Below are 25,571 nucleotides of genomic sequence, written 5' to 3' on the forward strand. Positions count from 1 at the left end.
AGATTTTGTGTGGACGCTGTTGTGGCGAGGGAGCTTGCTCCCGCTGGGTGGCGAAGCCGCCCCAAAAATTTGTGCTGAAACAAATAACTTGGGCCTGCTTCGCAGTCCAGCGGGAGCAAGCTCCCTCGCCACAAGGGTGCTTGCTTGCTGATGGAATGGTTACAACACCAGGTGCGGCAACCACAGCGACAGGGCTGGCACGTAGGTCACGAGCATCAGCACCAGGAACAATACGGCGTAGAACGGCAGCAGTGCCTTGACCGTGCTTTCGATACTGACCTTGCCGATGGCGGAGCCGACGAACAGCACCGCCCCCACGGGTGGCGTTATCAGCCCGATGCCCAGGTTCACCAGCATGATCATGCCGAACTGCACCGGGTCCACGCCGATGCCGACGATAACCGGCATCAGGATCGGCGTGAGGATCAGGATCAGCGGCGCCATATCCATCACGGTGCCCAACAGCAGCAACATCACGTTGATGCACATCAGGATCACGTAGCGGTTGTCCGACAGGGTCAGGAACATCGTGGTGATCTTCGCCGGGATCTGCATCAGCGTCATGATGTAGCCGAAGCTGGCGGCGAAGCCGATCAGGATCATCACGATGGAGATGGTGCGCACGGTGCGGTGCATCAGCTTCGGCAGTTCACGCCACTTGTAGTCGCGGTAGATGAACATGGTCACGAAGAACGACCACAGCACCGCGATGGCCGCCGATTCGGTGGCGGTGAAGATGCCCGACAGGATGCCGCCGAGGATGATCACCATCGCCATCAGGCCCCACAGGGCTTCGCCGACGATTTTCAACGCCTGGCGCATCGGGATCACTTCGCCCTTGGGGTAGTTGCGCTTTTTCGCGAAGATCAGGCACAACACCATCAGGCACGCGCTCATCAGCAAGCCTGGCACGATGCCCGCCATGAACAGCGAGGCAATCGAGACCGTACCGCCGGCAGCCAGGGAGTAGAGCACCGAGTTATGGCTTGGCGGGGTGAGCAGGGCTTGCACCGAACCGCTGACGGTCACGGCGGTGGAAAAGTCCCGTGGATAGCCCTTGCGTTCCATTTCCGGGATCAGCACCGAGCCCACCGACGCGGTGTCGGCCACTGACGAACCGGAGATCGCGCCGAAGAAGGTCGAGGCGACGATGTTGACCAGTGACAGGCCACCACGCACAAAACCCACCAGCACCCCGGCACACGCCACCAAGCGGCGGGACATGCCGCCCTCGGCCATGATCGCACCGGCCAGCACGAAGAACGGAATGGCCAACAGGGAGAACTTGTTCACCCCGCCCGCCACCTGGATCATCACGGCCTGGAACGGGATGTCGATCCACCACGCCCCGATCAGGGCGGCAGCGCCCAAGGCGTAGGCGACCGGCATGCCGATCAGGATCAACACGATAAAACTGCCCAGCAGTATCAGAGCGTCCATTAAGCGGCACCTTCACTTTCTTCAACCAGGTCGAACTGCACGACCCGCCGTTTGCTCTGGTCACCGAGCAAGAGTTTTTCCAGGACGAAAACCAGCGTCAGCAAGCCGCCCAGGGGAATCGGCAAATAGGTCACGCCAACTCGCAGGCCGGGCAGGGAAGCCATGAACTGGTTCCAGGTGGACATGCACAGCTTGAAGCCCCAGACCGTCATGAAGATGCAGATCAGGGCCATGAGCAATTGGGAAAAGATCGACGCCGCGGATTTCAGGTGCGGTGGCATGCGGTCGGTGAGCATGGCCACGGCCATGTGCGCACCGGCACGGTAACTGGCGGCGGCACCAATGAAGGTGAACACCATCATCAGCAGGATCGCCGTGGGCTCGGGCCAGCTCGAGCCGGAGCCCAGCACGTAGCGGGCGAACACGCCCCAGGGAATCATCAGGGAAATCGCCAGGACGGAAAGGCCGGCAACCCAGATGCACGTCATGTAGATCTTATCGTTGATACGCAGCAGCAAATTCTTCATCGGGTTCCACCGTAACCGGGCACGCCTTGGGCATCAGGCGTGCCGGGCCTTTTCATGAGTACAGAACGGGAGGCGTTACTGAACGGCTTCGATACGCTTGATCAGGTCGGCATAGGGCGCGCCGTACTTGGCCCGTACCGGTGCGGTGGCGTCGTAGAAGGGTTTTTTGTCGACCGTGATGAACTCGACACCCGCAGCCTTGAGTTTTTCTTCGCTGGCGGTGGACTTCTGGTCCCACAGCGCACGCTCTTCGGCCTGGGCAGCCTTGGCGGCTTTCCTGACCATCGTCTGTTGATCCGGGGTCAGTTTTTCCCAAGTGATTTTCGACATCACGATCGGCTCTGGCAGGATCAGGTGTCCGGTGAGGCTGTAGTACTTGGCGTTTTGGTAGTGGTTGTGTTCGAGCAGGGTCGGCGGGTTGTTTTCCGCGCCGTCGATCACGCCGGTCTGCAGGGCGCTGAAGATTTCACCGGTGTCCATCGCGATACCGTTGGCGCCCATGGCGTTCATCATCTCGATGAACATCGGGTTGCCTTGCACGCGGATCTTCATGCCCTTGAGGTCTTCGAGCTTGCGCACCGGCTTCTTGGTGTAGATGTTGCGCGTGCCGCCGTCCATCCAGGCCAGGGCCACCAGGCCGAACTCGGAATTGGTGATCCGGTCGAGGATCGCATCGCCCACATCACCGTCGATGACGGCGCGCATGTGGGCCTGGTCGCGGAAGATGAACGGCATGTTGAACACGTTCACATCCGGCACCACAGGACCGACGATACCCAGGCTGACCCGGGACATCTGTATCGCGCCGACTTGCATCTGCTCGATGACTTCCTTTTCGGAACCCAATACACCGCCTGGGAAGTATTTGAAGGTCAGCTCGCCGTTGGTCTCTTTGGTCAGGGTCTTGCCCATGCTTTCTTCGGCCATCACGGTGGGGTAGCCCTTGGGATGGATGTCGGCGATCTTGAGTTCAAGGGCATGGGCCGCCTGGGCCAGGAAAGCCAGGGGGAGGGCTGCGATCAGAAGCGTGCGTTTGAAATTCATGGTCAATCTCCAGTTTGTTGTTTTTTTTATGGCTCATTCAGCAAAGCGGTGAAGCAGATCATTTCGCGGCGTGTTTCAGCCCTCCGAAAACCGGTTCAGCCAGGCCCTTGACGCCGGGCTTGAGGGCGAACACACCACCGGCCAGGGACTGTGGGTCGTTGTCGTCGCCGGGGCGGATCGAGGTGACGAAGAGGGTGTCCAGGCGGCTGCCGCCAAAGGCGCACATGGTGGGTTTTTTCACCGGCACTTCCAGCGAGCGGTCGAGACGTCCATCGGGGGTGAAACGGTGAATCAGCCCAGCGTCGTTGGCGCAGATCCAGTAGCAACCGTCGGCGTCGACTGCCGCGCCGTCCGGGCGACCGGCCAGGGGCAGCATGTCGACGAACAGCCGCCGGTTGGATGGGGTGCCGCTGTCGATGTCGTAATCGAAAGCCCAGATCTGCTGGCTCAACGGGTGTGAATCGGAGAGGTACATCGTCCGCCCGTCCGGGCTGAAGCCCAGGCCATTGGGCACGATGAAACCGCTCAGTTGCGCCTCGACCGGGCTGCGTTGCCCGGCTTCATACCGGTACATCCGGCCCTCGTCGACGTTGGCGGCCATGTTCAGCACCATGCTGCCGGCCCAGAAGCGGCCCTGGCGGTCGCAACGGCCATCGTTGAGGCGCATGTCGACGCGGCTGTGCTCGACGCTCCCACAGAGTTCGCTGTCGAGGCTGCCGTCGTCATGGGGGTGCAGGCGGAAGAAACCGCTTTCCATGCCCGCGACCCAGCCGCCGTCCTGGTGACGGGCAATGCAGGCAAGCATTTCGGGGGCTTCCCAGCCCTGGATTTTTCCGCTGCTGGCATTCCAGCGTTGCAGGCCACCGCTGGGGATGTTCACCCAATACAGGGCGTTTTCCTCGGGGACCCACACCGGGCTCTCCCCGACGGCGTTGCGTGCATCGACAATCAATTCGGCTTGCATGGTGATTCCTTTGTACGTTCGTATCCCATGGAAACAGGCCAATCAGTCGTCGAACGGGCCGGCTGCGACGAAGGCACCGCCCTGGTAGATCCTGGCCGGGTCGTCGGCGGCTGGCATTGGCTGGGCTTCGATCTTGTCGCGGAAAATCTCGGAAGTGTCCTTGGGTTGGTAACCCAGGTGCGCGGCGTGGCTGTTGTCCCACCAGACGTCGCGGTTGGCGGACACGCCATAGACCACGGTGTGGCCGACCTTGGGCGTGTAGAGCGAGCATTCGAGCAGTTGGGTGAGGTCGTCGAAGCTCAGCCAGGTGCTCATCATCCGGCGGTTCTGTGGCTCGGCGAACGACGAGCCGATGCGGATGCTCACGGTCTCGATGCCGTAGCGATCGAAGTAGAAACTGGCGACGTCTTCACCGTAGGACTTGGACAGGCCGTAGTAACCATCCGGGCGGCGCGGGGAGAGGGCATCGAGGGCCTCGTCCTGCTTGTAGAAGCCGATGACGTGGTTGGAACTGGCGAAGATCACGCGCTTGACGCCGTGCTTGCGGGCGGCTTCGTAGATGTGGAACACGCCACTGATGTTGGCGCCGAGGATCTCTTCGAACGGGCGCTCCACCGAAACACCCCCGAAATGCAGGATGGCATCGACACCTTCCACCAGTTGGTGCACGGCGTGCTTATCAGACAGGTCGCACGGCACCACTTCTTCGCTTTCATCGATGGCCGGGGCCATGTTGGCGATGTCCGACAGCCGGATGTGACGGGCGAAAGGCTTGAGGCGCTCGCGCAGGACTTTGCCCAGGCCGCCGGCGGCGCCGGTCAGCAGCAGGCGATTGAGGGGTTGGCGAATCGGTGTCGTCGTCATGGCATTACCTGAGCAAACAGTGAGTGATATCCGTTGTATAGGCCATATGACCGCGGGCAAAGGGTGACCTTTCCTTGTGGGAGCGAGCCTGCTCGCGAAGGCGCCAGCCCAGCCGCCCCCTCACCAGCAGACCCACCCAACCGCCTTACAACAAACTGATCGGATAGCTGATGAAAATACGGTTCTCATCGAATTCGTTGGTGCTGTAGTCCCGGCGCATCGTCGAGTTACGCCATTTCACGTTGAGGCTCTTCAACGCACCGCTCTGCACGGTGTAGGCCAGTTCGGTTTCGCGGCCCCATTCCTTGCCGTCGTCGACTGTGGCGGTGTGCACGTTGTCACCGCTGATGTAGCGGTTCATCAGGGTCAGGCCCGGCACGCCGACGGCGGCGAAGTTGAAGTCGTGGCGCAGTTGCCAGGATTTTTCCTTGGCGTTGTCATAGCTGGAGTTGTAGCTGTCGTTGGCCAGGGTGCCGCCGCTGGTGCCGTTGACGCGCATCCAGGCATCGTCGCCGCCGACTTTCTGCAGGCCGACGTAGAAGGTGTTGCCGCCGTATTTGGCCGAGAGCATGGCGAACGCGGTTTTGTTGTCCAAGTCGCCGGCCAAGGCGCTGCCGTCTTCCTTACCGATGAAGTAGCCAAGGTTGGCGCCCAGGGTCCAGTCGCCGATGGGCTGGCTGTGGGTCAGGTTGAAATATTGCTGCTGGTAGATGTCGGACAGTTCCGCGTACCACACGCCAACCTGGGTGCGTTTTTCGTTGAAGGCGTATTCGCCACCGCCGAAGTTGAAACGGTCGGAGGTGAACGCACCGCGACCGTTCATGGACATGTCTTCCATGCTCGCGTCGTTGCGCGGGCTGTTGCCACGGAACTGGCCGCCGTAGAGGCTCAGGCCATTGATTTCGGTGGAGGTCACCTGGCCGCCACGGAAGGTTTGCGGCAGGGAGCGGCCGTCGTCGGAACGCAGGATCGGCAGCACCGGCATCCACTCGCCGACCTTCAGCTCGGTCTTCGACACCTTGGCCTTCAGGGCTACGCCCAGGCGCCCAAAGTCATCGGCCGGGCGACCGTCGTCATGCACCGGCAGCAATTGCGTACCCGCCGTGCCGCGACCGCCGTCGAGCTTGACCGAGTACATCCCCAGTATGTCCACGCCGAAACCGACCGTGCCCTGGGTGAACCCGGACTTGGCGTCGAGGATGAAACTCTGGGTCCATTCCTCGGCCTTGCCCTGGGCGTTGTTCGGGTTGGTGAAGTTGCGGTTGAAATAGGCGTTGCGCAGGTTCAGCGTGGCCTTGGCGTCATCGACGAAGCCTTCGGCACTGGCGGCGGTTGGCAGAAACGCGGCAAGGCTGCTGCAACCGAGCAGGATCAGGGCGGGGCTGGCGTTGAGAAGGGTACGGCGGTTTGGACGGTGGTCGGGCGAAAAACGGACACGTGTGCTCACTATGACGCTCCCTACTTTTTTGTTGTTTTTATTTTTGTCATACGTCGTCGTACAACATTGAGGGGATTATTTGGAAGCGGCTGCTCATTGTCAACTGGCCATTATCGGAATTATCCAACTCGGTTGTGCTTCAAAATGAGGCGCTTCAATGGCTGTTGCTGGACGAGGTCAAGATCGCAGGCCGTGGCGCCGGGCAGATTTGTGGTTTTAAGATAGCGGGGAGGGTGCTTGGTTGTGCGATGACTGGTCTAAGACATTAGTCGAATGCCCGCGCGCTCATGGACGGTGAGGTCTCTTGTGGCGAGGGAGCTTGCTCCCGCTGGGCTGCGCAGCAGCCCCAAGTGCTTTGTTTCAGCACAATTTTTGGGGGCGGCTTCGCCACCCAGCGGGAGCAAGCTCCCTCGCCACAGGTGTTTTGTTAACCCAGGCTCCCAGTCCATCAGGGAAACCGTGTTTATTCAGATGTAGGAGCGTTCGGGATCGGGCTACGTTGTCTTGCGCCATTGCCTACACCTGCGCCAGAATCCGCCGGCTTGTGCGCCTTGCGGTCGGGTTTTATCGTTTCCGGGTCGCTGAGGAATCAGCGATCGGGTTTGGTAGCCCGGGCTGTCGGTGCATAGCGTCATCGCTTGCGAGTGCAATCATGCACTTCGCTTTTTGGTGGCCATGCGCAGGGCCTCTTCGGAGGCGCCGGCTCCGATGCCCGGTCTACCAACCTTCGTATGGCCGCCACCCTAATTCGTTTGGTAGCGAGAGGGTGTTGGCTCCCTTCTACAGCATCGGAGCTTCAACTATGTTCAAAGTAACCCCCAACCCACCCGATACAGATCCATCCAACGCCAAGGCATTCGACAAAGCCGCCGACCGCATCCTCGACTCCTACCTCAAGCCCAAACCCGGCAAACCCGAGGCCGATCCCGGCCAATTGTTCACCGTCGCCCATGGCGTCGACACCGAAACCCTGCTCGCCAACCTCAGCGAAAACCTGGCCTCGGCCAATGCCATGGTCAATGACCTGGCCTTCGACCTGGAAGGTCCCAGGCGTCACATCGCCTTGGGCATCCAACAATTGATCGAACTGAGCGGATTATTGGCGAACCGCGCGCTGGATAACGTCGAAGCACGCTAGCCGACTCACCACAACCCCCTGTGGCGAGGGAGCTTGCTCCCGCTGGGCTGCGCAGCAGCCCCAAAATGGACTGACGCGGTTCTTCCAGGAACATCGCTCCAGCCGGTTTTACGACTGCTGCGCAGCCGAGCGGGAGCAAGCTCCCTCGCCGCAAGGGCACTGTGTACATCCGCCTGAACGTGCACGGTCAATGGGAAGCGAGCCCCCAGTGTTTTCGAAAGTGGGCGGATGCTAGTCTTGAGCAACGCTGTCGTCAGGGAGCCCTCATGGGCAATCACAAGATCGAGATTCGTCGCAGTAACGTCGAGAAAATCCTGCTGGCCGCCGAGAAGGTCTTTGCCGAGAAAGGCTTCGGCAGCACCGCCATGGCCGACATCGCCGCCGAAGTGCAATTGCCTCGTTCCAACCTGCATTACTACTTCAGCACCAAGAGTGAACTGTACAGCGCCGTGCTGTTCGATCTGCTGGAGGTGTGGAAACAGGATGCCTTGTGCTTCGAAATGTTCGACGACCCGCGGGTAGTGCTCAGCAGCTACATCCGCGCCAAGATGAACCACTCCCGCAGCCGGCCCTACGGCTCCAAGGTCTGGGCCAACGAAATCATCCACGGTGCCCCGACCCTGGGCCAGGCGCTGGACGCCAGTCTCTATGACTGGGCCAAGATGAAGGAGGCGAAAATCCGCCAGTGGGTGGAGGACAAACGCATCCTCCCGGTGGAGCCCTCGAGCCTGCTCTACATGATCTGGGCCTCGACCCAGCACTACGCCGACTTCGACCACCAGATCAATATCCTCAACGACCACCAGCCGCTGTCCGACATGCAATTCGAACGGGCGGTGCAGACGGTGACCGGGGTGATTTTGCGGGGGATCGGGTTGGAGCCTTGAGGTTTTGTGGTGAGGCTGATGGCCTCATCGCGAGCAGGCTCGCTCCCACATTGGATCTCTGCTGTACACAACATTTGTGAACGACACGATCCACTGTGGGAGCGAGCTTGCTCGCGATGGCGCCAGTTCAGACACGCCTACCTTCAAGCTGTTACATGATAGGGATTGCGCGGATCATGGTTCCAATCCAGAAACGGCTTGCCGGTGTCCACTGTCACCATCTCGATGCAGTCCTGCACCGGGCAGGTGATCTGGCACAGGTTGCAGCCCACGCATTCTTCATCGATCACCTCGTACACATGGGTACCGTCCGCCTGCTTGAGACTGGCGATGGCCTGGTGTGAGGTGTCTTCGCAGGCGATGTGGCAGCGCCCGCAACCGATGCACGCCTCCTGGTCGATCTTGGCGATGACCTGGTAATTGATGTCCAGGTACTTCCAGTCGGTGGTGTTGCCCACCGCGCGACCGGAGAACGCCTGGAGGTTGGCGTGGCCGTGCTCATCCATCCACCGCGACAAGCCGTCCTTCATCTCGTCGACGATGCGAAAACCATGCAGCATCGCCGCCGTGCAGACCTGCACCGCGCCGCTGCCCAGGGCGATGAATTCCGCCGCGTCGCGCCAACTGCCGATGCCGCCGATGCCGCAGATCGGCAAGCCTTGGGTCTGCGGGTCGCGGGCGATTTCGGCGACCATGTTCAGGGCGATGGGCTTGACCGCCGAACCGCAGTAACCGCCATGGGTGCTTTGGCTGCCGACGCTGGGCAGGGCGACCATGCGGTCCAGGTCGACGCTGGTGATGGAGTTGATGGTGTTGATCAACGACACCGCGTCCGCACCGCCCCGATGGGCCGCCCGGGCGGCGACGCGGATGTCGGTGATGTTCGGCGTGAGCTTGACGATCACCGGCAGCGAGCAATAGGTCTTGCACCAGCGAGTCACTTGTTCGACGTACTCCGGCACCTGGCCGACCGCCGCGCCCATGCCCCGTTCCGGCATGCCGTGGGGGCAGCCGAAGTTCAGCTCGATGCCGTCGGCGCCGGTGGCTTCCACCAGGGGCAGGATGCGTTTCCAGGATTCTTCGACGCAGGGCACCATCAGTGACACGATCAACGCCCGGTCCGGCCAGTCCTTTTTCACCTGGGTGATTTCCCGCAGGTTGATCTCCAGGGAACGGTCGGTGATCAGCTCGATGTTGTTGATGCCCAAGACCTCGCGATTGACACCGTAGTGGGCCGAATAACGCGAGGACACATTCACCGCCGCTGGATCCTCTCCGAGGGTTTTCCAGACCACGCCCCCCCAGCCGGCCTCGAAGGCGCGGACCACGTTGTAGGCCTTGTCGGTGGGTGGCGCGGAGGCCAGCCAGAACGGGTTGGGGGCTTTGATGCCGGCGAAGACAATCGACAGATCGGCCATTTACGCAGCCTCCACGTTAAGCATCAGTTGAGCGTTGATCGCCTCGGCGGCGAGCTTGCCGTGCTGCACGGCCTGCACGGTGAGGTCCTGGTCCAGGCTGGTGCAATCGCCGCCGGCGTAGACACCGGGAATGCTGGTGCGCAGGTGTTCGTCCACCAGAATTCGCCCGTCCTGGCGCTTGAGCTCCCGGGCCAGCGGGTCTACCAGTGCGTGGTCATCGAAGGCTTGGCCGATGGCTTTGAAAACGGCGTCGGCGGCCAGGTCGAAGGTCTCGGCACCGATGACCAGTCGACCGTTTTCCAGATGGGTACGGGAAAAGCGCATGCCGCGCACATGCCCGGCGTCATCGAGCAACACCTGTTGCGGTTGGGCCCAGGTCAGCAGACGCACCTGATTAGCCTTGGCGATGTCTTGCTCATGCAAGGTGGCACCCATGTCTTCAAGGCCACGACGGTAGACCAGGCTGACGTCCCGGGCGCCGAGGCGAGCCATCTGCACGGCCATGTCGATGGCGGTGTTGCCGGCACCGAGCACGATGCAACGGTCGGCCAGCGGCAACTGGCTGAGGTCGTCGGCCTGTCGCAGTTCGCGGATGTACTCGGTGGCGGCCAGCACCCCCGGGGCCTGTTCGTCGCTCAGGCCCAGTTGTTTGCTGGCGGCCAGGCCGAGGCCGAGGAACACCGCGTCGAACTGTTGGTGCAGGTCGCTCAGGCTGAGGTTCTCGCCGAGTTTCTGGCCGTGACGGATTTCGATGCCGCCGATGTCCAGCAGGAAGTCCAGCTCGCGTTGGGCGTAATCGTCCACCAGTTTGTACTTGGCGATCCCGTATTCGTTGAGGCCGCCGGCCTTGTCCCGGGCTTCGAAAATCACCACGTCATGGCCATGCATCGCACTGCGGTGCGCACACGCCAACCCCGCCGGCCCGGCCCCGACCACGGCGATGCGCTTGCCGGTGGTGGCGGCACGCTTGAACGGGTGTTCGCTGAAGTGGGCGTTGTCCACCGCGTAGCGTTGCAACGAGCCGATCAACACCGGCGCGCACTCATGGGCGTTGTTGCGCACGCAGGCTTGCTGGCACAGGACCTCCGTGGGGCAGACCCGGGCGCAACTGCCGCCGAGGATGTTGGCCGAGAGGATTTTCTGCGCCGCGCCTTGGACGTTGTCCTGGTGGATGTTGCGAATGAACGACGGAATGTCGATCTCGCTCGGACAGGCGTTCACGCAGGGCGCGTCGTAGCAGTACAGGCAGCGGGACGCTTCCAGGTGGGCCTGGCGCGCGTTGAGCGGCGGCGCCAGGTCGCTGAAACGGGCGGCGAGGGTGGCCGGGTCTTCCTGGGAGTGGGGGAGGTGGCTCAAGGGCTGGATCATGGAGTGGGCCTCACGGTGTTTGAGGTGCTGCCTCTGGTGGGCAGTGGTTTTTTCGGTGTCTGGACTGGCCTCATCGCGAGCAAGCTCGCTCCCACAGGGGATCTGCAGTGCCCATGGCTTTCGCATCCACCCAAATCCAGTGTGGGAGCGAGCTTGCTCGCGATAGGCCGAAGGCCTGGGTTCAGCGCTTCACGGCAACCGGCCTGTGCAACTCCGCCCGCTTGCTCAGCAAATCGAACACCGCCGGGTACGCCGGCCGTTCGATGTAGCGCCCGGCGCCGCGCTCGGCCCGCAGGTCGCCGTCGGCCCACACCAGCCGACCCTGGCTGATGGTGTGGCTGGGCACGCCGCGCACGGTCTTGCCTTCGAAGATGTTGAAGTCCACTTGCTGGTGGTGGGTCTTGGCTGAGATCGTGCGGCTGCCCTGGGGATCCCAGAGCACCAGGTCCGCATCGGCGCCGACGCGGATCGCCCCCTTGCGTGGGTAGAGATTGAAAATCTTCGCGGCGTTGGTGGAGGTGAGGGCGACGAAGTCCTGCATCGACAATTTGCCGCTGTTGACCCCCTCGTCCCAAAGCACCGCCATGCGGTCTTCGATCCCGGCGGTGCCGTTGGGGATCTTGCTGAAGTCGTCACGCCCGGCAGCCTTCTGTTCGGCGCAGAAGCAGCAGTGGTCGGTGGCGGTGGTGTGCAGGTTGCCGGACTGCAAGCCGTGCCAGAGTGCCTCTTGATGCCCGCGTGGGCGGAAGGGCGGGCTCATCACGTAGCCGGCGGCGGTCTGCCAGTCGGGATCGCGATAGACACTGTCGTCCAGCAACAGATGCCCGGCCAGTACTTCACCGTAGACCGGTTGGCCCTTGCTGCGGGCGTAGGTGATTTCGTCCAGGGCTTCCTTGGTGGACACGTGCACCAGGTACAGCGGCGTGCCCAGGGTTTCGGCGATGCGGATGGCGCGGCTCGCGGCTTCGCCTTCCACTTGCGAAGGGCGTGACAACGGATGGGCTTCGGGGCCGGTGATGCCCTGGGCCAGCAGCTTGCGTTGCAGGTGGTAGACCAGTTCGCCATTCTCGGCATGCACGGTGGGCACCGCGCCCAATTCCAGGCAGCGCTCGAAACTCGCGACCAAGGTGTCGTCAGCGGCCATGATTGCATTCTTGTAGGCCATGAAATGCTTGAAACTGTTCACGCCGTGATGGCTGACCAACTCGGCCATTTCTTCGCGGACCTGTTCGCTCCACCAGGTAATCGCCACGTGGAAACCGTAGTCACTGGCGCTTTTCTCGGCCCAGCCCCGCCATTGATGAAAGGCTTCCATCAGCGACTGTTGGGGGTTGGGAATCACGAAGTCGATGATCGACGTGGTGCCACCGGCGAGACCCGCCGCCGTGCCGCTGAAGAAGTCTTCACTGGCGACCGTGCCCATGAACGGCAACTGCATATGCGTATGGGGGTCGATGCCGCCGGGCATCAGGTATTGACCGCTGCCATCGAGCACTTCGACAGCGGCCGGAACATCCAGGTTGTCACCGATGGCCTTGATCACGCCGTCGGCGCAAAACACATCGGCGCGATAACTTTCATCATGGGTAATAACGGTGGCGCCACGGATCAACAGAGACATTCCGAGTTCCTCGCAGGCATGACCGACTGTTGCCGGTTCTTTATGTTTTATCGATCACGGTAGGTAAAGTCGTGCCGGTTTATGTTCTTGTCACAACTGTCAGGATTAGACGCTAGCTGGAGTTTTTGAAATGAGCAAGATTATTTTTTATAAGCTTATTCGCTAATTAACTTATTGAAATTAAAGGATTAATTTATTAATTCACCAAAATGGTGAGCCTGCTCACCATTTTGACGCACTTGACAGGATCATTATTTGAGCGAGATTTGTCATGGTAAATCAGCGGCTTGAAAGCGTTGCAAGTGCGGTCTAGACACCTCGCGTCGATCCGGGGTGCACCACTTTGAATCCCCCCTCTCGACAGGGCGTGAAGGTCATCTAGCCTCAAGGGCGGTAAGCAGGGAGTGACACAAGGCAATAATGTGGCGTTAAAACGTTAAACATCAAAAGGTTGAAAGGGTTATATCGATCATCCGGTCAGCTCGGCGCATTATCCGGCACGGTTATTGAGTGCTGTCGTGGGTCTGGCGGGGTGGTCGGTAGCACGCGTGCAAGTACTCCGGCCATCGCCCGTCGATGAGCAAAAATAATGAAAACAGTGGAGCGGACATGACCAGATCAACAGTGACCGAGCGCGACGGATTGTTCGAGCTTGAAGCCGGCAGCGACGTCCTCGACAGCCCCCGTTATAACCACGATATCGCGCCGACCAAGGTGCACGAGCGAACCTGGAACAAATGGCACATCACCGCACTGTGGGTGGGCATGGCGATCTGCGTGCCGACCTACACCCTCGGCGGCGTGCTCACCGCCTATTTTGGCCTGACGGTGGGCGAGGCGCTGCTGGCGATCCTGTTTGCCAACATCATCGTGCTGATCCCCCTGACCCTGAACGCCTTCGCCGGGACCAAGTACGGCATTCCGTTTCCGGTGCTGTTGCGCTCGTCCTTTGGCGTCATCGGTTCCAACGTGCCGTGCCTGATCCGCGCCCTGGTGGCGTGCGGCTGGTTCGGCATCCAGACGATGTTCGGCGGGCTGGCGATCCACCTGTTTCTCGGCTCGGTGTTCGACGGCTGGAAGAGCCTGGGCGGCACCGGCGAAGTGATCGGCTTCATGGTGTTCTGGGTCATCAACCTGTGGGTGGTGTTGCGCGGCGCCGAGTCGATCAAGTGGCTGGAAACCTTATCTGCGCCGCTGCTGGTGCTGGTGGGCGTCGGTCTGTTGGTGTGGGCATTGCCCAACGTTTCATTGACTGAACTGATGGCGGTCCCGGCCAAGCGGCCCGAAGGCGCCGGGGTAACCGGCTATTTCCTTGCCGGGCTGACGGCCATGGTCGGTTTCTGGGCCACCCTGTCGTTGAACATTCCGGACTTCAGCCGGTATGCCAAGAGCCAGAAAGACCAAGTCGTGGGGCAGATCATCGGCCTGCCGCTGACCATGTTCCTGTTCGCCTCCCTCGGCGTGGTCATGACTGCCGCCTCGGAAAAACTGGTGGGGGTGACCGTCTCCGACCCAGTGACCTTGATCGGGCACATCCAGAGCCCGGTGTGGGTGGCGCTGGCCATGGTGCTGATCATCGTCGCCACGCTGTCGACCAACACCGCCGCCAACATCGTTTCGCCCACCAACGACTTCCAGAACCTGGCGCCGAAACTGATCGGCCGCACCAAGGCCGTGATGCTCACCGGGCTGGTGGGGCTGGCGCTGATGGCCCACGAACTGTTGAAGAAACTCGGCCTGATCGTCTCCGAGGTCAGCCTCGAGTCGGTCTATTCCAATTGGTTGCTGGGCTATTCAAGCCTGCTGGGGCCGATTGCCGGGATCATGGTGGTGGATTATTTCCTGATCAAGAAACAGCAACTGGACCTGGCCGGGTTGTACCGCGACGACATTTACCCGGCGTGGAACTGGAACGGCTTCATCGCCTTTGGCGTGCCGGTGGTGCTGACCTTGTTGTCCCTGGGCAGCGACGCGTTCAGCTGGTTCTACAGCTACGGCTGGTTCACCGGCTCGGCGCTGGGTGGGGTGATTTACTACGGGTTGTGCAGCATGCGAGCGAGCCCGTCCGTCGCTAAAACCGCGGTGTGAGGGAGGGCCTCATCGCGAGCGAGCTCGCTCCCACATTGGATTTGGGTGGATGCAAAGTCTGTGTTCACAGCAGATCCCCTGTGGGAGCGAGCTCGCTCGCGATAGCGGCCTCAAGTACACCGAAAACATGCCTGAAAAAATGGAGATCCCCATGAACGCAGCCATCGACGTCCTGCAATCCACCCAGCCGCACATCAACCGCGACCGCCTGTGGCAATCGCTCATGGACCTGGCCCAGCTCGGTGCCACGGTCAAAGGCGGTGTGTGCCGGCTGGCGCTGACCGACCTCGACCGCCAGGCCCGCGACCTGTTCGTGCAATGGACCCAGGCGGCGGGCTGCACCGTCAGCATCGATGGGGTGGGCAATATCTTCGCCCGTCGCCCGGGGCGCAATCCGAACCTGCCACCGGTCATGACCGGCAGCCACATCGACACCCAACCCACCGGCGGCAAGTTCGACGGCTGCTTTGGCGTACTGTCCGGGCTGGAGGTGCTGCGCACCCTCAATGACCTGAACATCGAGACCGAAGCGCCGTTGGAGGTGGTGGTCTGGACCAACGAAGAAGGCTCGCGCTTCGCCCCGTGCATGATGGGCTCCGGGGTGTTCGCCGAGAAATTCACCCTCGAAGAAACCCTCGCCAAGACCGACGCCGAGGGCATCAGCGTGGGCCAGGCGCTCAATGCCATCGGCTATGCCGGCCCGCGCCCGGTCAGTGGGCATCCGGTGGGGGCGTATTTCGAGGCGCACATCGAACAGGGGCCGATCCTCGAAGACGAGGGCAAGACCATCGGCGTGGTGATGGGCGCCCTGGGGCAGAAGTGGTTCGACCTGACCTTGCGGGGTGTCGAGGCTCACGCTGGTCCGACCCCGATGCACCTGCGCAAGGACGCCCTGGTGGGCGCATCGGTCATCGTCGGCGCCGTCAACCGCGCCGCCCTCGGTCATCAGCCCCATGCCTGCGGCACGGTCGGTTGCCTGCAGGCCTATCCGGGCTCGCGCAACGTGATTCCCGGCGAGGTGCGCATGACCCTGGATTTCCGTCATCTGGAACCGGCGCGCCTGGACTCGATGATCGCCGAGGTCAAGCAAGTGATCGAAGACACCTGCCGGCAGCACGGCCTGACCTTCGATTTGAAACCCACCGCCGACTTCCCGCCGCTGTATTTCGACCAGGGCTGCGTCGACGCCGTGCGCGGCGCCGCACAAGGGCTGGGCCTGTCTCACCTGGACATCGTCAGTGGTGCCGGCCATGACGCGATCTTCCTCGCCGAACTGGGCCCGGCCGGGATGATCTTCGTGCCCTGCGAAGGCGGCATCAGCCACAACGAAATCGAAAACGCCGCCCCGGATGACCTCGCCGCCGGCTGCGCGGTGTTGCTGCGAGCGATGCTGGCGGCCTCCCAGGCGATTGCCGAGGGGCGCATGGCGGCGTGAAGGGTAGAAGATCGCAGCCTCGTTGCATTCGACAGCTCCTACACCGCTGTTACGGGGAACGTGTCATCACTGGGGGTGGTCGTAACTTCCATGCGCGCCTGAATCACATGGAGACCCAATGAATCAGCAAGTCCCGACCACCGATACCAACCGTCGTCAATTGCTGCAGATCATTGCCGGACTGTCCGACGGGGTGATGTTGATCGAGGTTGACCAGACCATTGCCTGGGCCAACGCAGCGGCCTTGACCATGCATGGGGTCCAGGACCTCTCTGAACTGGGCACCACGGCCCGGCAATACGCCCGGCGGTTCAACTTGCGTTACCGCAACAACCATCCGTTGACGGAAGACAATTACCCTATCGCCCGGGTTGCCCGTGGCGATGAGTTCAGCGATGTGTTGGTGGAGGTCACGCCCAAGGCTGACCCGGATCGCACCTGGGTGCATCGGATCCGCAGCATGGTCCTGGCCGACCGCAACGGCGAGCCGGAGCTGCTCGTGTTGATCCTCAGCGATGCCACCGAATGGGCCAGCGCCGAGCAGCGCTTCGAGAAAACCTTTGGGGCCAACCCGGCGCCGGCGGTGATCTGTCGCCTCAGCGACCTGCGCTACATCAAGGTCAACCCGGGGTTCCTGGAGATGACCGGCTACAGCCGCGAGCAGGTGATCGGGCGTTCGGTGTATGAACTGGATGTGCTCGAAGCCGCCGAAAAACGCGACCTGGCCGTCGAGCGCCTGGGGCAGGGCGCGACGATTCCGCAAATGCAGGCCGAGTTGAAATTGCCCGATGGCACCACCAAGCAGGTGATCGTCGCCGGCCAGCCCCTGGACCTGCACGACGAAGACTGCATGCTGTTTTCCTTCATGGACATGGAGCCGCGCCGCAAGGCAGAAACGGCGCTGCGCCAGAGCGAGGAGCGTTTTGCCAAGTCGTTCCGCCTGTCGCCCGTGCCCACCCTGGTGTGCAGCGCCGAACAGCAATTGCTGGAAATCAACGAGGCGTTTCTCCAGACCACCGGTTACGCCAGCGAAGAGTTGCTGGGTAAAACCGTGGAGGAGATCGGTTTTCTCGACAAGGACGCCGGCGCCGCGCTGTTTGCCCGGCTGGAAAAGGCTGCCGCGGTCTCCAGTATCGACGTCAAGGTGCACAAGAAAGGCGGTGAACTCATCGATTGCGAGGTCGCCGCCGACACGGTGCTCATCCAGGACAAGCCCTGTTACCTGTTGGTGCTGATGAACATCACTGAACGCAAGCGCTCGGAACTGGAGCTGGTGGCGGCCATCGAGGAGGTGATGAAAGACGCGTCCTGGTTCAGCCGGACCCTGATTGAAAAACTGGCCAACGTGAAGAGCATCAATGCCCAGGTGCCCAGCGCATCATTTACCGAGCTGACGGCCCGGGAGCGTGATGTGCTGGGGCTGATTTGCGAGGGGCTGGCAGACAAGGAAATCGCCGCGCGGCTGAAGCTGGCGCCCAACACCGTGCGCAATCACGTGGCGACACTGTATTCGAAACTGGATGTCCACAGCCGCAGCGAGGCGATTGTCTGGGCGCGAGAGCGGGGTTTGTTCGCCAGCGAATGGCGAATGAAGGCACCATGATAGCCAGTGCAAATGCACCGGGTGTGCTGGTGCAAATTCGGGTTTTGCACGGGGGGGCGGTTCCTTAGGCTATGGGTGTGCGACATCGTTTGTGATGTCGCGTCCCCCACGAAACACACAAGGAATACGCCACGATGTGCAGTGAACGAACCCGATACGAGCGTGACAGGATATCTATTCGGACCAGGAGGTCGGCGCTGTCCCCCGTTCATTTGTCCCCTCAGGGCTGAGGTGCATCCCATGACCCATCTGGCCCCCTTGCGTGCCCGCCTCGAAGAAAGCTTTACGCCGCTGGCCTGCGAATGCAGCCTCAATGGCGACGGCACCCTCACCGTGCGTCTGTATCACCGTGAAAGCGGCGAGGTGGACTTGGTAGTGAGCGGCATGAGTGTCGACAGCGTCCGCTCGGAAGAAAGTATCGCGAAGCTGATCGATGAGCTGCGCTATGAACTGCAAAACACCCCGCTGCATCGCAGTGAGTCCTGATAGATAAAGCTCGAGCACGCCACGCCCTACGGCTGCAACAATGTCCCCCGGCAATCGAGCACCAACCGTGCGCCGCCGTGTTCGCTGCTGCCCACCTCCAACGTAAACCCGTGCAGGTTGACGATCGCTGCGACGATCGACAGGCCCAGGCCGAATCCGCCGTGCTGGCTGCTGCCCTCGGCGCGGTAGAAACGGCGGAACACCGCCTTGCGCTCCGCCTCGGGGATGCCCGGGCCGGAGTCGAGCACTTCGATGCGCGTGCTGTCGCCCTGGTCGACCCCACGCAGGATCACGGTGCCCCCCGGCGGGGTGAACTTGATGGAGTTGCTCAGCAGGTTCGACACGGCCTCGAACAGCAAGGCCCGGTCGCCGTTGAGCAGGGGCAGGGCGTCGGGCGCCTCCAGGATGAAGGTCAGTTCGCCTTCCTCGGCCAGGGGCAGGTAAAAATCATGCAGCTCCTGCAATAACTGCAACGGATCGAGGCGTACGAAGCCCGAGCGCCGTTGCTGGTCTTCCAGTTCGGAAATCCGCAACAAACCACGAAACCGCGCCATCAGGGTGTCGGTCTCGGCGATCACCTGGTCCATCTGCAAGGCCTCGGGGGAACCGTCCGGCGCTTGCTGCTGGATGCGATAAAGTTGGGCACGCAGGCGCGTCAACGGGGTGCGCAGGTCGTGGGCAATGTTGTCGCACACGCCCTTGACCTCGTTCATCAAGCGCTCGATGCGCTCGAGCATGGCATTGACGATTGCCGCCAGCATGTCCAGTTCATCGCGTCGGCTCGACAGCGGCAGGCGATGGGTCAGGTCGCCGGCGACGATGGCTTCGGCGCTGGCCTGCAACTGGCGAATCCGGCGTAGCGGTCGGCGGCGCAGCAGGTGCCAGCCAGCGATGCCCGGCAGGATGGTCAGCGATACGCCCCAGAACAGCGCGTGCAAGATGATCCGTGTCACCGCGAACAGCGAGCCGTTGTCCCGGGCCAGGACCAGCCAGCGGCCGTCCTGGGTACGGGTCGCCACCGCGTCGCAGCTGTCGGAAGGCACGCCCGGGTCATCGGAGTCGACGCAGCCGCCGAGCATGTGGATCTTGCCGTCAAGGGGCAGGTCGGCGGGCACCCGCAGGATCGGCCCGCTCAAATGGCGCAGTTGCGGATCGAACAGCCCGTAGGCGTCGACGCCGCGCTCGTCGAGCGTCAGGCTGGCCATGAGCGCATCTTCCAGTTGGTCGCCGTGGATCCGGGCGAACAGGTGCTGGCGCTGCATCAGGGAGTGTTTGGCCAGGCTGTCGAGGTAGCCAAACACTTCGTAATACATCACCCCCATCAGGATCGCGCTCCAGATCACGAACAGCGAACTGTACAGCGCCAGCAGGCGGCTGCTGGAGGAGCGCCAGCCCTTAGCGGGGTTCAGCAATGACATAGCCGGAACCCCGTACCGTGCGAATCAGCGGTTCCAGGCCCGGCGGGTCGATTTTCTTGCGCAGGCGGCCGATGTGGACGTCGATCAGGTTGGTGCCGGGGTCGAAGTGATAGCCCCAGACTTCCTCGAAAATCATCATGCGCGAGAGGATTTGCCCACTGTTGCGCATCAGGAATTCCAGCAACTTGTATTCGGTGGGCAACAGGCTCAGCAGTTGCCCGTTGCGGCTGGCTTCGCGGCTGATCAGGTTCAGTTCCAGGTCGGCCACCCGCAGCGCAGTCTCCGGCTCGCGGGTGCCATTGTTGCGCCGCAGCAGCACTTCGACCCGGGCGGCCATTTCGTCGGTGGCGAACGGCTTGGTCAGGTAATCGTCGCCGCCGGCCCGCAGGCCACGCACGCGTTCATCCACATCGGAAAGGGCGCTGATCATCAGGATCGGTGTGGCCACGCCCATGGTGCGCAGCGTGGTGACGATCACCAGGCCGTCGAGCTCAGGCAGCATGCGGTCCAGTGTGATCAAGTCATAGTCGCCGCTGACCGCCCGTTCCAGGCCTTCGCGGCCGTTGTCGACCCAATCGACGTCCAGGCCGTTGCGGGTCAGCTCGGCAACGATTTCACGGGCGGTCACGGCGTCGTCTTCGATGGTCAGGATGCGGTTCATGGGCGGTACCGTGTGGGGAAGTTGGAGCGATTGCGCAGCATTCTGCCAAAAATTACCTGTCGGCTTTCTGAAAAAAAGTTCATGGACCGGCACGCCGATTCGCTGGCCTGGATCAACACTTGGTCACAAATTATCCCTAACATGAATTTCGTGCGCACTATCATGTTGCGTCTGTTGCCCCGCTTCGGTGCGCTGTTGCCGGGTACCGACGCGAACCGGTGGATGTGTGCCGCAAGGAGCCGAAACTTCACTGAACCTTCAAGGAAGAGCAGCATGATGCAACCTCAAGACGTTCTACGCCGAACATTCGATATCCAGCCGTTGACCCGCGCCGATATGACGGTGCGCCTGGACGGGCAAGCCGTCAACGCCGCCCACGGGGAAACCGTCCTCACCGTCATCCAGTCCCTGGGGCAACGCCAGGTCGCCCGCAACGACCACGACCAGATCAGTGGCGCCTACTGCGGCATGGGCGTGTGCCAGTGCTGCCTGGTCAAGATCGACGGCCGCCACAAGCGCCGCGCCTGCCAGACCCTGGTGCGCCCTGGCATGCAGATCGAAACCCGGACCAACCGCATGACCGAAACGGAGGCGCCATGAGCCTCGATCCGGTGATTGTCGGCGGTGGGCCGGCGGGCATGGCTGCGGCCATCGAGCTGGCCACCCACGGGGTGCGTTGCACCTTGCTCGAAGAGGCGCCGCGCCTCGGCGGCGTCGTGTACCGCGGGCCGCTGCGCGATGGCGTCAGCCTGGATTACCTGGGGCCGCGCTACAGCGAAGCCCTGGAAAAACTCCACGGAGAATACCAGCGCCATGCCGGGTTGATCGAGGTGCGATTGGGCAACCGTGTCATCGGTGCCGAAGGCTTCAGGGCGTTGATGCTGCTGGATGCCGACGAGCGCCTGGGCGAGGTCGCCTATTCCCATCTGGTCCTGGCGGCCGGTTGTCACGAACGCAGCGTGCCGTTTCCTGGCTGGACGCTGCCGGGGGTGATGATGCTCGGGGGCCTGCAATTGCAGATCAAGAGCGGCGTGGTCCGGCCGCCGAGCCCGGTGGTGATCGCCGGCACGGGGCCGTTGCTGCCACTGGTGGCCTGCCAGCTGCACGCTTCAGGCGTGGCGGTGGCGGGTGTCTTCGAAGCCTGTGGGTTCGGCCGGATCGCCAAGGAAAGCCTGGCGTTGCTGAACAAGCCGCAGTTGTTCCTCGACGGCCTGAGCATGCTGGCCTACCTCAAGCTCAATCGCATTCCCGTGCGCTATGGCTGGGGCGTGGTGCAGGCTGATGGCGAGGGTGAGTTGAGCCACGTCACCGTCGCGCCGTACTCCACGACCTGGGAGCCGGACCTCAAACGCGCCGAACAGGTGCCGGCCCAGACCCTGGCAGTGGGCTACGGGTTTATCCCGCGGACTCAATTGAGCCAGCAGATGGGCCTGGAGCACGGTTTCAGCGATGACGGCTATTTGCGGGCCGTATCCGATGCCTGGCAACAAAGCAGCGAAGCGCACATTCACCTGGCCGGCGACATGGGCGGGATCCGTGGCGGTGAAGCGGCCATGCTCAGCGGGCGCATCGCGGCGTTGTCGATCCTCATGCAACGCAACGTACTGGATCCGTCCACGGCCCTGGCCCACCGGGAGCGTTACCAGGCGCAACTGGCGCGGATCATTCGCTTTCGCGCCGCCGTGGATCGCTACACCCAGCGTGGTGCCGGGCAAACCGCGTTGCCTGCCGCCGACACGGTGATCTGCCGCTGCGAGCACGCCACCCGCGCCGACATCGACCGGGCGCTGGAGCAAGGCGTGCAAGACATGGCCAGCCTGAAGATGCGCACTCGCGTGAGCATGGGCGATTGCCAGGGGCGGATGTGCGTCGGCTACTGCAGCGACCGCTTGCGCGAAGCCACCGGGCGCGCCGACGTGGGTTGGCTGCGGCCGCGTTTCCCCATCGATCCGATTCCCTTTTCAGCGTTCCAGAATGCCGGCACGGAGGCGGTTTCCCATGATTAAGGACTACGACGTGGTCATCGCCGGGGGCGGTGTGATCGGGGCCTCGTGTGCCTATCAACTGTCCAAGCGCAAACACCTGAAGATCGCCCTGATCGACGCCAAGCGCCCCGGCAACGCGACCCGCGCCTCGGCGGGTGGGCTGTGGGCCATCGGTGAGTCGGTGGGCCTGGGTTGCGGGGTGATCTTCTTTCGCATGATGTCGGCCAACCGCAAGCGCCAGACCCAGGGCGCCGCCGTGGCGGTGGATGCCAGCACGCCGCACATCCTGCCGCAGTCGTTCTTCGAGTTCGCCTTGCAGTCCAATGCGATGTACCCGCAGTTGCACCGCGAATTGATCGACCGCCATGGTATGGATTTCAAGTTCGAGGAGACCGGGCTCAAGTTCGTGATCTACGACGACGAAGACCGTTTGTACGCCGAGCACATCGTCGCCTGCATTCCCCACCTGGCAGACCAGGTACGCTGGCTCGACCAGGCGGCCTTGCGCGAGGCAGAGCCGAATGTGAGCCATGAGGCCCAGGGCGCCCTGGAGTTTCTCTGCGATCACCAGCTCAGCCCGTTCCGCCTGGCCGACGCCTACACTGAAGGCGCCCGGCAGAACGGTGTCGACCTGTTCTTCAACACCAACGTGACCGAGGTGTTGCGCAGCGGCACGCGGGTGACCGGGGTGCAAACCGCCGAGGCGGGGACCTTCCACTGCCGGACCCTGATCAACGCGGCCGGCGCCTGGGCGGCGGACCTGAGCGAGCAGGCCACCGGCGTGCGAATTCCGGTCAAGCCGGTCAAGGGCCAGATCCTGCTGACCGAGCGCATGCCGAAAATCCTCAATGGCTGCCTGACCACCAGCGACTGCTATGTGGCGCAGAAAGACAACGGTGAAATCCTCATCGGCAGCACCACCGAAGACAAAGGTTTCGACGTGACCACGACTTATCCGGAGATCGAAGGGCTGGTGCAAGGTGCGGTGCGCTGCATTCCGCAGTTGGTCGACATCAACCTGAAACGAACCTGGGCCGGCCTGCGCCCGGGTTCGCCTGATGAACTACCGATCCTGGGACCGATGCGCGGGGTGGAAGGCTATCTCAACGCGTGCGGGCATTTCCGCACCGGTATCCTGACCTCGGCCATCACCGGCGTGTTGCTGGACAAACTGGTGAACAACGAGCCCTTGCCGCTGGACATCACGCCATTCCTGGCGGACCGCTTCGAGGTGGCACCGGTGGTAGAGCCCAAGGAAATGGAGCTGGCCTGAGCAAATCCTGCGTGGGGGCTGTGCTGAATACATATCCCGCAGTCACCCCGAAACAAACTGTGGGAGTTGTGGTGAGTGCCTATCCAGCAGGCATCCGGGAACAAACTGTGGGAGCGAGCTTGCTCGCGATGGCGTCAGGTCAGGCAGTATCCCTGTTGACTGGTACACCGCTATCGCGAGCAAGCTCGCTCCCACAGGGATCCAGGGTGAATCGGAATCCTGCGCCTATTCCATCGGAGTGCTGACAAACGCCTCCAACCCTTCGGCATAGGCGGTGAACGCGCTGATCGATGGGAATGACTTGCCCTGCACCTGGTCCGGCACCACCAGGTGGGTGAAGCTCCAGGCCACTGCCACGGTGATGCCCGCCTGATCGAGTGTGCCATCGGTGGCCAGGGGCTGTTTCACCAGTTCCTGTTCGAGCATGCCATAGGCCGCCGCCAGCTGGCCCTCCACGCGTTCGACCCAAGGGGCGTGTTGGATTTCTGTCGGCCGCAGGTTGCGTTCGTAGTAGATCTGCACCGACTTCTCGCACGCCGCCAGGGCCAGGCCGATCAGGCGCAGGGCGCGCAGCCGTTGCCCACTGTCCACCGGCATCAGGCTTTTGCCCGGCCCGGCCAAGGCCTCGAGGTAGTCGATGATCAACGTGGAGTCCATCAGCACGTTGCCATCGTCCAGCACCAGGGTCGGGGCCTTGACCACCGGGTTGATGCGCTGGAATTGTTCGAAATGCCTGAACACCGAAACGGACTTGTGTTCCAGGGCAACCCCCAGGCACTTGGCGGAAATGGCGACGCGTCGCACGTAGGGCGAGTCCAGCATGCCGATCAGTTTCATGACGTCTCCTTCAGAAAATTCTGTGGGCGTTAGTCCTCGAACCCGACCTGTTCATGGATTTCATCGACCTTGAGTTCCAGCCGGTAAGCCACGGCGATGAACAACGCCTGGCACAGGCACAACGTGGCGCTCAACGAACGAAAGGCGAACGAACTCCCTTCGTTCACCAGCAACACGGCGTTGGCCCGCTTGGCCAGGGGCGAGAGGTTGCTGTCGGTGATGATCAGGGTCTTGGCCTGGTGATGCTGGGCAATGCGCAGGCAGTGCTGGGTTTCCTTGCCGTAGGGCGTAAAGCTGATGGCGATGACCAGGTCGTTGGCCCGCACACTGCGCATCTGCTCGCGGTAGCTGCCCCCCAGGCCGGACACCAGGTGAATGCGTTTGTTGGTGTGTTGCAGGTTGTAGACCAGGTAATCGGCGACCGCGAACGAGCGGCGTACGCCCACCACATAGATGTTGTCGGCGTTGACCACAAGGTCCACGGCCTTTTCGAACGCCTGGTCGTCCAGCTCCAACCCCAGGCGCTCGATGCCCGACAGGGTCGCATTGACGCACTCGCGGGCCAGGTCGCCGCCGCTGGCTTTCTGCGACTTGTTGGCGATCATGCTGCGGATGCGCTGCTGGTAGTTCTGCACCGGCGTGGTCTTGTGGGTGTAGGCCTCGCGGAACAACGCCTGCATTTCGCTGAACCCGCTGAAGCCGAAGCGCTGGGAAAACCTGACGATGGCCGAGGGGTGCACTTCGCATTCCCGGGCGATGTCGCTGATGCGGTCGACCATGATCCGGTCGCTCTGCTGGCTCATGTAGCTGGCGATGCGTTTGAGCTGGCGCGGCAGGCTTTCGTATTCGTCGGTGATCAGTTGCAGCAGGCGCTCGGCATTGATCGGAGGGCTCGGGAGGGCGGGTTCGGACGCGCTCTCGGACGGCGCCGGCAGATCATCGGGGCGGGTCATAGAAAATCCTTCTGGCTTGTTCTTATAGGGCGGCCCGAAAAAAGGCCGGCCCTCGACAATAGGTTGGCTGGTCGCAGTCTACAGCGTAGGCGCAGGGAAAATCATGGGCGGACAAATGTTGCA

The 25,571-nt window shown here is 62.2% G+C and carries 22 protein-coding genes; 9 read left to right on the forward strand and 13 right to left on the reverse strand.

The genetic code is table 11. The annotated features are described in order from the left end of the window. Positions 1-159 precede the first annotated feature (159 nt). The 6 genes from AO356_RS23070 to AO356_RS23095 form a co-directional block, all read right to left on the reverse strand. Entirely contained in the window at positions 160-1,440 is a 1,281-nt protein-coding gene (locus tag AO356_RS23070) for a TRAP transporter large permease (protein ID WP_060741712.1), read from the reverse strand. Further along, positions 1,440-1,967, reverse strand: a complete 528-nt coding sequence (locus tag AO356_RS23075) for a TRAP transporter small permease (RefSeq protein WP_060741713.1) — start codon at positions 1,965-1,967, stop codon at positions 1,440-1,442. Before AO356_RS23075 ends, AO356_RS23070 begins: the two co-directional genes overlap by 1 nt. A 75-nt stretch (positions 1,968-2,042) precedes the next feature. After that, a complete protein-coding gene (locus AO356_RS23080) occupies positions 2,043-3,011 on the reverse strand; it encodes a TRAP transporter substrate-binding protein (RefSeq protein ID WP_060741714.1) in 969 nt (322 codons plus the stop codon). 58 nt (positions 3,012-3,069) lie between these two features. Then, positions 3,070-3,975, reverse strand: a complete 906-nt coding sequence (locus AO356_RS23085) for an SMP-30/gluconolactonase/LRE family protein (RefSeq protein ID WP_060741715.1) — start codon at positions 3,973-3,975, stop codon at positions 3,070-3,072. A gap of 42 nt (positions 3,976-4,017) precedes the next feature. Further along, positions 4,018-4,839, reverse strand: coding sequence for an NAD-dependent epimerase/dehydratase family protein (locus AO356_RS23090; protein WP_060741716.1), 822 nt, complete (start codon positions 4,837-4,839; stop codon positions 4,018-4,020). Between the two features lie 145 nt (positions 4,840-4,984). Then, positions 4,985-6,214 carry an OprD family porin gene (locus AO356_RS23095; protein ID WP_219739276.1) on the reverse strand — a complete coding sequence of 410 codons (1,230 nt, stop codon included), beginning with the start codon at positions 6,212-6,214 and terminating at the stop codon, positions 4,985-4,987. Between the two features lie 865 nt (positions 6,215-7,079). On the opposite strand from AO356_RS23095, the gene AO356_RS23100 reads away from it, so the two are divergent. Then, complete coding sequence (locus AO356_RS23100) at positions 7,080-7,415, forward strand: DUF6124 family protein (protein ID WP_060741718.1); 336 nt, start codon at positions 7,080-7,082, stop codon at positions 7,413-7,415. Positions 7,416-7,681: 266 nt separating this feature from the next. Beyond that, positions 7,682-8,302, forward strand: a complete 621-nt coding sequence (locus AO356_RS23105; RefSeq protein WP_060741719.1) for a TetR/AcrR family transcriptional regulator — start codon at positions 7,682-7,684, stop codon at positions 8,300-8,302. A 143-nt stretch (positions 8,303-8,445) separates the two neighbouring features. Here AO356_RS23105 and preA read toward each other — a convergent pair whose 3' ends face one another. The 3 genes from preA to hydA all read right to left on the reverse strand — a co-directional run bounded on the left by preA (position 8,446) and on the right by hydA (position 12,709). Continuing rightward, positions 8,446-9,720 carry an NAD-dependent dihydropyrimidine dehydrogenase subunit PreA gene (preA, locus tag AO356_RS23110; protein WP_060741720.1) on the reverse strand — a complete coding sequence of 425 codons (1,275 nt, stop codon included), beginning with the start codon at positions 9,718-9,720 and terminating at the stop codon, positions 8,446-8,448. Next, entirely contained in the window at positions 9,721-11,088 is a 1,368-nt protein-coding gene (locus AO356_RS23115) for an NAD(P)-dependent oxidoreductase (protein WP_060743176.1), read from the reverse strand. A 181-nt stretch (positions 11,089-11,269) separates the two neighbouring features. After that, a complete protein-coding gene (gene hydA / locus AO356_RS23120) occupies positions 11,270-12,709 on the reverse strand; it encodes a dihydropyrimidinase (RefSeq protein WP_060741721.1) in 1,440 nt (479 codons plus the stop codon). A gap of 609 nt (positions 12,710-13,318) precedes the next feature. Here hydA and AO356_RS23125 point away from each other — a divergent pair. From AO356_RS23125 to AO356_RS23140, 4 genes are all read left to right on the forward strand, one after another. Further along, positions 13,319-14,797, forward strand: a complete 1,479-nt coding sequence (locus AO356_RS23125; RefSeq protein WP_060741722.1) for an NCS1 family nucleobase:cation symporter-1 — start codon at positions 13,319-13,321, stop codon at positions 14,795-14,797. 151 nt (positions 14,798-14,948) lie between these two features. Then, positions 14,949-16,232, forward strand: a complete 1,284-nt coding sequence (locus AO356_RS23130) for a Zn-dependent hydrolase (protein WP_060741723.1) — start codon at positions 14,949-14,951, stop codon at positions 16,230-16,232. Between the two features lie 118 nt (positions 16,233-16,350). Beyond that, positions 16,351-17,835 carry a PAS domain S-box protein gene (locus tag AO356_RS23135; protein WP_060741724.1) on the forward strand — a complete coding sequence of 495 codons (1,485 nt, stop codon included), beginning with the start codon at positions 16,351-16,353 and terminating at the stop codon, positions 17,833-17,835. A 240-nt stretch (positions 17,836-18,075) separates the two neighbouring features. Continuing rightward, positions 18,076-18,321 (forward strand): DUF1652 domain-containing protein, encoded by a 246-nt coding sequence (locus AO356_RS23140; RefSeq protein ID WP_060741725.1) that lies wholly within the window; start codon positions 18,076-18,078, stop codon positions 18,319-18,321. Between the two features lie 26 nt (positions 18,322-18,347). Here the strand turns inward: AO356_RS23140 and AO356_RS23145 are convergent, their stop codons facing one another. Continuing rightward, a complete protein-coding gene (locus AO356_RS23145) occupies positions 18,348-19,739 on the reverse strand; it encodes a sensor histidine kinase (RefSeq protein ID WP_060741726.1) in 1,392 nt (463 codons plus the stop codon). Beyond that, entirely contained in the window at positions 19,717-20,400 is a 684-nt protein-coding gene (locus AO356_RS23150) for a response regulator transcription factor (protein WP_053122824.1), read from the reverse strand. Before AO356_RS23150 ends, AO356_RS23145 begins: the two co-directional genes overlap by 23 nt. 276 nt (positions 20,401-20,676) lie before the next feature. Here AO356_RS23150 and hcnA point away from each other — a divergent pair, with 276 nt between their 5' ends. The 3 genes from hcnA to hcnC are packed head-to-tail and all read left to right on the forward strand — an operon-like array spanning position 20,677 to position 23,658. Further along, positions 20,677-21,000, forward strand: coding sequence for a cyanide-forming glycine dehydrogenase subunit HcnA (hcnA, locus tag AO356_RS23160; protein ID WP_060743177.1), 324 nt, complete (start codon positions 20,677-20,679; stop codon positions 20,998-21,000). After that, entirely contained in the window at positions 20,997-22,406 is a 1,410-nt protein-coding gene (hcnB, locus tag AO356_RS23165) for a cyanide-forming glycine dehydrogenase subunit HcnB (protein ID WP_060741728.1), read from the forward strand. Before hcnA ends, hcnB begins: the two co-directional genes overlap by 4 nt. Continuing rightward, entirely contained in the window at positions 22,399-23,658 is a 1,260-nt protein-coding gene (gene hcnC / locus AO356_RS23170; RefSeq protein ID WP_060741729.1) for a cyanide-forming glycine dehydrogenase subunit HcnC, read from the forward strand. Before hcnB ends, hcnC begins: the two co-directional genes overlap by 8 nt. Positions 23,659-23,883: 225 nt before the next feature. On the opposite strand, the gene AO356_RS23175 is transcribed toward hcnC, so the two are convergent. Both AO356_RS23175 and AO356_RS23180 read right to left on the reverse strand, forming a co-directional pair. After that, entirely contained in the window at positions 23,884-24,495 is a 612-nt protein-coding gene (locus AO356_RS23175) for a glutathione S-transferase (protein WP_060741730.1), read from the reverse strand. Positions 24,496-24,524: 29 nt separating this feature from the next. After that, positions 24,525-25,448, reverse strand: coding sequence for a MurR/RpiR family transcriptional regulator (locus AO356_RS23180; protein WP_003202885.1), 924 nt, complete (start codon positions 25,446-25,448; stop codon positions 24,525-24,527). Between the last annotated feature and the right edge of the window lie 123 nt (positions 25,449-25,571).

It is taken from the genome of Pseudomonas fluorescens (genome assembly GCF_001307275.1).
Lineage (GTDB): Bacteria > Pseudomonadota > Gammaproteobacteria > Pseudomonadales > Pseudomonadaceae > Aquipseudomonas > Aquipseudomonas fluorescens_AA.

What these genes read in the sequence shown, in the direction of transcription:
- AO356_RS23130 (WP_060741723.1), top strand. Translation starts at nt 14,949, where the DNA reads ATGAACGCAGCCATCGACGTCCTGCAATCCACCCAGCCGCACATCAAC.
- AO356_RS23100 (WP_060741718.1), top strand. Translation starts at nt 7,080, where the DNA reads ATGTTCAAAGTAACCCCCAACCCACCCGATACAGATCCATCCAACGCC.
- hcnB (WP_060741728.1), top strand. Translation starts at nt 20,997, where the DNA reads ATGAGCCTCGATCCGGTGATTGTCGGCGGTGGGCCGGCGGGCATGGCT.
- AO356_RS23090 (WP_060741716.1), bottom strand. Translation starts at nt 4,839, where the DNA reads ATGACGACGACACCGATTCGCCAACCCCTCAATCGCCTGCTGCTGACC.
- AO356_RS23175 (WP_060741730.1), bottom strand. Translation starts at nt 24,495, where the DNA reads ATGAAACTGATCGGCATGCTGGACTCGCCCTACGTGCGACGCGTCGCC.
- hcnC (WP_060741729.1), top strand. Translation starts at nt 22,399, where the DNA reads ATGATTAAGGACTACGACGTGGTCATCGCCGGGGGCGGTGTGATCGGG.
- hydA (WP_060741721.1), bottom strand. Translation starts at nt 12,709, where the DNA reads ATGTCTCTGTTGATCCGTGGCGCCACCGTTATTACCCATGATGAAAGT.
- AO356_RS23075 (WP_060741713.1), bottom strand. Translation starts at nt 1,967, where the DNA reads ATGAAGAATTTGCTGCTGCGTATCAACGATAAGATCTACATGACGTGC.
- AO356_RS23145 (WP_060741726.1), bottom strand. Translation starts at nt 19,739, where the DNA reads ATGTCATTGCTGAACCCCGCTAAGGGCTGGCGCTCCTCCAGCAGCCGC.
- AO356_RS23115 (WP_060743176.1), bottom strand. Translation starts at nt 11,088, where the DNA reads ATGATCCAGCCCTTGAGCCACCTCCCCCACTCCCAGGAAGACCCGGCC.
- AO356_RS23125 (WP_060741722.1), top strand. Translation starts at nt 13,319, where the DNA reads ATGACCAGATCAACAGTGACCGAGCGCGACGGATTGTTCGAGCTTGAA.
- AO356_RS23140 (WP_060741725.1), top strand. Translation starts at nt 18,076, where the DNA reads ATGACCCATCTGGCCCCCTTGCGTGCCCGCCTCGAAGAAAGCTTTACG.
- hcnA (WP_060743177.1), top strand. Translation starts at nt 20,677, where the DNA reads ATGCAACCTCAAGACGTTCTACGCCGAACATTCGATATCCAGCCGTTG.
- AO356_RS23105 (WP_060741719.1), top strand. Translation starts at nt 7,682, where the DNA reads ATGGGCAATCACAAGATCGAGATTCGTCGCAGTAACGTCGAGAAAATC.
- AO356_RS23150 (WP_053122824.1), bottom strand. Translation starts at nt 20,400, where the DNA reads ATGAACCGCATCCTGACCATCGAAGACGACGCCGTGACCGCCCGTGAA.
- AO356_RS23135 (WP_060741724.1), top strand. Translation starts at nt 16,351, where the DNA reads ATGAATCAGCAAGTCCCGACCACCGATACCAACCGTCGTCAATTGCTG.
- AO356_RS23080 (WP_060741714.1), bottom strand. Translation starts at nt 3,011, where the DNA reads ATGAATTTCAAACGCACGCTTCTGATCGCAGCCCTCCCCCTGGCTTTC.
- AO356_RS23070 (WP_060741712.1), bottom strand. Translation starts at nt 1,440, where the DNA reads ATGGACGCTCTGATACTGCTGGGCAGTTTTATCGTGTTGATCCTGATC.
- AO356_RS23180 (WP_003202885.1), bottom strand. Translation starts at nt 25,448, where the DNA reads ATGACCCGCCCCGATGATCTGCCGGCGCCGTCCGAGAGCGCGTCCGAA.
- preA (WP_060741720.1), bottom strand. Translation starts at nt 9,720, where the DNA reads ATGGCCGATCTGTCGATTGTCTTCGCCGGCATCAAAGCCCCCAACCCG.
- AO356_RS23085 (WP_060741715.1), bottom strand. Translation starts at nt 3,975, where the DNA reads ATGCAAGCCGAATTGATTGTCGATGCACGCAACGCCGTCGGGGAGAGC.